The organism is Micromonospora sp. NPDC047753 (assembly GCF_040642735.1).
In the GTDB taxonomy this organism is placed as follows: Bacteria; Actinomycetota; Actinomycetes; order Mycobacteriales; family Micromonosporaceae; genus Micromonospora.
Genome location: NZ_JBEYSL010000417.1, coordinates 1 through 6052 on the forward strand (window position 1 = coordinate 1; position 6052 = coordinate 6052).

Annotated in this window: 7 protein-coding genes; 6 read left to right on the forward strand and 1 reads right to left on the reverse strand. The window is 72.4% G+C overall.

Features of this window, described 5'->3' with window-relative positions; translation table 11 throughout:
• From ABZ749_RS27160 to ABZ749_RS27175, 4 genes are all read left to right on the forward strand, one after another.
• Positions 1 to 901 (forward strand): amino acid--tRNA ligase-related protein (locus tag ABZ749_RS27160; RefSeq protein ID WP_357232792.1); only part of this gene is annotated, 901 nt, incomplete at its 5' end.
• Between the two features lie 102 nt (positions 902 to 1003).
• Positions 1004 to 1816 carry a sugar nucleotide-binding protein gene (locus ABZ749_RS27165; protein ID WP_357232794.1) on the forward strand — a complete coding sequence of 271 codons (813 nt, stop codon included), beginning with the start codon at positions 1004 to 1006 and terminating at the stop codon, positions 1814 to 1816.
• A 70-nt stretch (positions 1817 to 1886) separates the two neighbouring features.
• Entirely contained in the window at positions 1887 to 2486 is a 600-nt protein-coding gene (locus ABZ749_RS27170; protein ID WP_357232796.1) for a helix-turn-helix domain-containing protein, read from the forward strand.
• 55 nt (positions 2487 to 2541) lie between these two features.
• Positions 2542 to 3828, forward strand: coding sequence for an MFS transporter (locus ABZ749_RS27175; protein WP_357232798.1), 1287 nt, complete (start codon positions 2542 to 2544; stop codon positions 3826 to 3828).
• Positions 3829 to 3862: 34 nt separating this feature from the next.
• On the opposite strand, the gene ABZ749_RS27180 is transcribed toward ABZ749_RS27175, so the two are convergent.
• Entirely contained in the window at positions 3863 to 4603 is a 741-nt protein-coding gene (locus ABZ749_RS27180; RefSeq protein ID WP_357232800.1) for a GNAT family N-acetyltransferase, read from the reverse strand.
• 140 nt (positions 4604 to 4743) lie between these two features.
• On the opposite strand from ABZ749_RS27180, the gene ABZ749_RS27185 reads away from it, so the two are divergent.
• Positions 4744 to 4956, forward strand: coding sequence for a hypothetical protein (locus ABZ749_RS27185; protein WP_124855015.1), 213 nt, complete (start codon positions 4744 to 4746; stop codon positions 4954 to 4956).
• Positions 4957 to 5030: 74 nt separating this feature from the next.
• Positions 5031 to 6052, forward strand: a 1022-nt coding sequence (locus ABZ749_RS27190; protein WP_357232802.1) for a replication-associated recombination protein A, incomplete at its 3' end; no start/stop codon positions are given.

Genomic DNA, 6052 nt, shown 5'->3' on the forward strand with positions numbered 1-6052 from the left:
CCGGGTCTTCGCCGGGGCCATCGACGCGGGCGGGTACGTCGGCGCGGTGGTGATGCCGGGCGGCGCGGCGCAGAGCCGCAAGGAGCTGGACGGCTGGCAGGACTGGGCGAAGGCGCGTGGCGCGCGCGGTCTGGCGTACGTGGTGCTGGACGCGGAGACCGGCGAGGCACGTGGCCCGGTGGCGAAGAACCTCTCCGCCGAGCACCTGGGCGGGCTCGCCGACGCGGTCGGCGCGAAGCCGGGCGACGCGGTCTTCTTCGCCGCGAGCGCCACCACCCGGGAGGCGCAGGAGCTGCTCGGGGCGGCCCGCGTCGAGATCGCCAAGCGGTCCGGCCTGATCGACGAGAGCGCCTGGGCGTTCTGCTGGGTGGTCGACGCGCCGATGTTCGAGCGCACGGACGAGGGCGGTTGGACGGCAGTGCACCACCCGTTCACCTCGCCGAACTCGGAGTGGGTCGACCGGTTCGAGGAGGCTCCGGACCGGGCCCTGGCGTACGCGTACGACATCGTCTGCAACGGCAACGAGATCGGCGGTGGGTCGATCCGTATCCACCGGGGTGACGTGCAGAAGCGGGTCTTCGACCTGCTCGGCATCACCCCCGAGGAGGCGCAGGACAAGTTCGGCTTCCTGCTGGAGGCGTTCAAGTACGGCGCCCCGCCGCACGGCGGCATCGCCTTCGGCTGGGACCGGGTCTGCATGCTGCTCGCCGGTGCCGACTCCATCCGCGAGGTCATCGCGTTCCCGAAGACCCGGGGTGGCTTCGACCCGCTGACCAGTGCGCCCACCCCGATCACCGCACAGCAGCGCACCGAGGCCGGCATCGACGCCAAGCCCAAGCCCGCCGCAACCGCCCACACCGGAACGGCCGGCCCCGCAGCCCCGGTGGCAGACCCGGTCTGACCGCACCCCCGGCCCCTGCTTGGTTGATCAAGAGGTCTGCGTCATCATCGCCCCGGCGAGATGACGCAGACCTCTTGATCGTTGGCGGGGGAGTGGGCTCAGGTGCGGGTACTTGTTGTCGGGGGTAGTGGGTTACTGGGGCGCGAGGTCTGTCGGCGGGGCCTGAGCGCCGGGTTCTCCGTTGTCGGGACGTTCCACTCCGGTGAGATCGCGGTGCCGGGGGTCGCGGCACGGCGGTTGGACGTGACCGACCGGTCCGCCGTGCGCGCGCTGGTCGCCGAGGTGCGGCCGGACGCCGTTGTCGGGACCCCCTATCGGTACGGCGACTGGGCGGTCACCGCCGACGGGGCCGCGCACGTGGCGGTCGCCGCCGCCGAGGTGGGTGCGCGGCTGGTGCACGTGTCCAGCGACGCGCTGCACGCCGGACGACCCGTGCCGTACGCCGACGACGAACCACCCACGCCGGTGCATGCGTACGGTGCCGCGAAGGCGGCGGCTGAGACCGCCGTACGGGCGATCGACCCGGGCGCGGCGCTGGTGCGGACCTCCCTGATCGTGGGGGAGGGCAGCAAGCAGATCCAGCTCTGCCGGGACGCGCTCGCCGGTCGGGCCACCCTGTTCAGCGACGAACTGCGCTGCCCGATCGACGTCGCCGACCTGGCCGCCGCCGTGCTGGAACTGGTCGCCTCGACGTACGCCGGTGTGCTCAACGTGGCCGGCCCGGACGCGGTCAGCCGAGCCGAGCTGGGCCTGCTGGTCGCCGAGCGGTATGGCCTGGACCCGACCGGGTTGAGGACCACCACCAGCGCGGCGACCGGCCTGGTCCGCCCTCTGGACGTACGCCTCGATTGCGCGCGCGCCGCCTCCCTGCTGCGGACGCGACTGCGCGGGGTGCGCGAACTCCTGTCCTCCTGAAACCCGTCGTCTGCACACTTTCTATGCACAAGACTTGTGCATAGAAAGTGTGCAGAGATATTGTGCACTTATGGAGAACCCCCCGCCCGACGGCGGCACCGAGCCACGGCGCGTCGATCTGGACGGCCGGCAGGTTCGCGTGCTGGCCCACCCACTGCGGATGCGGCTGCTCGGCTCGCTGCGTATCGACGGCCCGGCGACCGCGACGGCCCTCGCCGAGAAGCTGGGCACCAACACCGGCGCGACCAGCTATCACCTGCGGCAACTCGCCGAGGTGGGGCTCGTGGCCGAGGATCCCGACCGGGGCACCGGTCGGCAGCGTTGGTGGCAGGCCGCGCACGACATGAGTCACTTCGACCCCACCGACTTCGACGAAGACCCGGATGCCCGCGCTGCCGTCCAGTGGATTCAGGCGGATCAGGTGCGGCTGATGGGCGATCTGGCCGAGCGTTGGCTGGCCGTCGAGCACCACCAGTCTCCGGCCTGGCGCGACGCCGCCGGGATGAGCGATCTGGTGCTGCCCCTCGACCCGGACCGACTGCGTGCCCTCAGCGACGAACTCTGGGCGGTGTTGATGCGCTACCGCGACGAAGCCGCGACCGATGCCCCGGACGTCAAACCCGTGCACGTGTTCCTGGCCGGCTTCCCGCGTCTGGACGAGCGCTGGTGAGCGCGAGGAGTGAGCGGGGTTTGCGAGCCCCGCAGTCGCGAACGGAGGAGACACGGTGAGCGCGTTGACCGTACGTCAGGTTCGGCGTCGTTACCTCACGCTCTACGGCCTGCGCTGGCTGCCCACGGGTCTGATGATCCCGGTGATGATCCTGCTGATGCAGGAGCGCGGCCTGTCGCTGCCGCAGATCGGCCTGGTCGGCACGGCTCAGGGGCTGCTGGTGCTGGCGTTGGAGTTGCCCACCGGCGGGTTCGCCGACGCTCTCGGTCGTCGACCGGTGCTGCTCGCCGCCGGGGTGCTCAACCTTGTCTCCCTCGCGCTGTTCGCCGTGGCCGACTCCTTCGCGCTGTTCTTCGTGGTCTGGGCTCTGCAGGGCATCTACCGGGCGTTGGACAGCGGCCCGTTGGAGTCCTGGTACGTCGACGCCACCCTGGCCGCCGACCCGCAGGCCGAGTACGAGCGTGGCCTCGGCTACGCCGGCACCGTCGTCGGCGGCGCCATCGGCGGAGGCGCGCTGGTCAGCGGTGGTCTCATCGCGCTCGGCCCGATCGGGCCGGTCACCGCGCTCACGGTGCCCGTGTTGGCCGCCATCGTGGCGCAGGCGGCGGCGCTCGTCGCGCTCGTGGTGCTGCTGGTCGAGGAGCGGCCGGCCACCGGGGTCGCGGCGCTGCGGGCCTCGGTGGTCCAGGCGCCCCGGATGATCAGTCAGGCCGTCGGGCTGCTGCGTCGTTCCCGGGTGCTGCTGGCGTTGGTGGCCGTCGAGCTGTTCTGGGGCTTCGGCATGGTCACCTTCGAGTCGCTGCTGCCGGTCCGACTCGCCGAGGTGATCGGTGATCCGGAACGCGCCGCGGTGCTGCTCGGGCCGGCGAACTCGGCCGCCTGGCTCGCCTCGGCCGCCGGCGCGGCACTGACCCCACTGCTGCTGCGCTGGTTCGGCGCCGCTCCGGGTGCGGCCCTGCTCCGCGTCCTGCAGGGCGTGACTGTGGTCGGGATGGGGTTGTTCGCCGGGCCGGTCGGCGTGCTGGTGGCCTACCTCGCCTGCTACGCGGTGCACGGCGCGTCCAACCCGCTGCACAGTGGGCTGCTGCACCGGCAGGTCGACGGCCCGTACCGGACCAGCGTGCTCTCGCTGAACTCGATGATGGCGCAACCGGCCGGCGCGCTCGGCGGGGTGGTGCTCACCGCGCTCGCCGCCGCCACCAGCGTCAGCACCGCGATGGTGGTCGGCGCTGTGGTGTTGGCCGTCGCCGCCCCGCTCTACCTGCCCGCCTGGCTGGAGGGTCGTCGGGCCGCCCCGGCCGTCGAGCCGACCGCGGTCCCGGTGCCCGCCACCGACCGTTAGCGAAAACCCCTCGCCTGACCGGACGGCAGACCGGTCAGGCGAGGCGGATCGAGCTGAGCGGAAGGGTGTCGGTGTAGCCGAGCCGACGGTAGAGCCTCGCCGCACCGACGTTGTGTGTGTAGACGCCGAGCCCGACCAGGTCGTGACGTGCCAGCAGCGCCCGGGTCATCCCGGCGGTCAGGGACGCGCCCAGCCCCCGACCGCGTTGGTCGGGGGCGACGGTCAGGCCGGCCAGGAAGCCGATGTCACTGTGGCTGCGGTCCGCGCCGCACGCCACCAACCGGTCGCCGGCCCAGATGCCGTACCAGTCGACCACCCGTGGGTCGCCCGGCTGGGAGGTGCTGGTGGGAAACGACTCTTCGACAAGTGCCGCCAGCGCCGGCTGGTCGGCGGCGGTGAGGCGGACCACCGGTTGTTCGTCCGGCTGCGCCGGCGGCGCCGTGTCGGTCCAGTGGAAGTCCCAGTCGCTGTGCTCGGTCACCGCCAGCCGGTCGACCAGCAGACCGCGATCGTGTCGAGGCAGGTGCAGGTGCTGTCCGGACTGGAACATCCCGTCGGCGGCCAGCGCGACACAGATCTCCAGCGCCGGCTCGGCCGGGCCGATCGCGCAGCCGGCCGGCCCGTGTTCCGGCGGCACCACCCACAGCACGGCACCGCCACGCTGGTACGCGCGCACCGGCACGGGCCGCCCGAGCGCGTGCCGGGCGAACGGGTGGTGCCCGACGGCGGCCAGGACGGCGCTCCGGTCCTGGAGCACCTGGTCGTCGTTGATCATGGGGTCCAGCCTAGGAGCCGGGGGTCGAATGCCTCCGCCGGGCCGTCGCGGCGTGGCCACCTCCACCGTGGAGATTGGCGAGTCGACCGATTGGGTACATCACGCGCCGACCTACTGGGAACCCCCACCGGAGGACCGACATGCTCGCCATTCTCGCGGCCATCGTTTTTGGCTTCGCCCTGTTGCTTGACCTGCTCGGCACCGACTTCGGAGCGCCGGACCTGTTCAACTGGAACACCCTCGTACTCATCGGGCTGCTCCTGCTCTCGCTCTACCTGGCCGGCGTGGGCAGCGGCCCGCGCGGCGGTGGCGGTGGCCGCTGGTACCGGGGCCGTCGCCCCGGGCGTGGCTGACCGGAACCGATCACCGGTGGCGGGCCCGCGGCGCGATTCCGGCGTCGTGGGCCCGGCCCGGTACTGTCTTCGTGATGGAGTCCGACGCCCTCTTCTCCCTCGGTGAACCCGCCGGGTCGCGCAGCGCGCCCGACGGTCCCGCCGGTGTCGACGGCTTCACCGCGGTGGCCGACGATTCGCCCCTGCCCGTCCGGATGCGCCCGGTGACCCTCGACGAGCTCGTCGGGCAGGAGCACCTGCTCGCTCCCGGCGCACCCCTGCGGCAGCTGGTCTCCGGCGGGGCTCCGATGTCGGTGATCCTCTGGGGCCCGCCGGGCAGCGGCAAGACCACGATCGCGCACCTGGTGGCCGGGGCCACCGACCGCCGCTTCGTCGCCATGTCGGCGCTCTCCGCCGGCGTGAAGGACGTCCGGGCGGTGATCGAGGCGGCTCGCCGCCAGCGTCGTTCCGGTGGCCCGCAGACCGTGCTCTTCATCGACGAGGTGCACCGCTTCAGCAAGACCCAACAGGATTCGCTGCTCGCCGCCGTCGAGGACCGCACGGTCACCCTGCTGGCGGCGACCACCGAGAACCCGTACTTCTCGGTCATCTCACCGCTGCTGTCGCGGTGCGTGCTGCTCACCCTGCAACCGTTGGACGACGAGGCGGTGCGGGGCCTGCTGCGCCGCGCGGTCGCCGACAAGCGTGGTCTGGACGGCGCGCTGGTGCTGACCACCGAGGCCGAGGATCACCTGGTCCGGCTGGCCGCCGGTGACGTCCGTAAGGCACTCACCGCCCTGGAAGCGGCGGCCGCCTCCGCGACGGCCCTCGGCGGCGGGCGGATCGACCTCGCCACCGCCGAGCAGGCCGTCGACGTGGCGGCGGTGCGCTACGACCGCGACGGCGACGCCCACTACGACGTGGTCAGCGCCTTCATCAAGAGCATGCGCGGCTCGGACGTGGACGCTGCGGTGCACTGGCTGGCCCGCATGCTGGTCGCCGGTGAGGACGCCCGGTTCATCGCCCGTCGCCTGGTCATCTTCGCCAGCGAGGACGTGGGCATGGCCGACCCCGGGGCGCTGAGCGTGGCGACCGCGGCCGCGCACGCGGTCGAGTA

Bases quoted from the DNA above. Each gene is read 5' to 3' on its own strand.
- ABZ749_RS27170 (WP_357232796.1), top strand. From the start codon at position 1,887: ATGGAGAACCCCCCGCCCGACGGCGGCACCGAGCCACGGCGCGTCGAT.
- ABZ749_RS27180 (WP_357232800.1), bottom strand. From the start codon at position 4,603: ATGATCAACGACGACCAGGTGCTCCAGGACCGGAGCGCCGTCCTGGCC.
- ABZ749_RS27185 (WP_124855015.1), top strand. From the start codon at position 4,744: ATGCTCGCCATTCTCGCGGCCATCGTTTTTGGCTTCGCCCTGTTGCTT.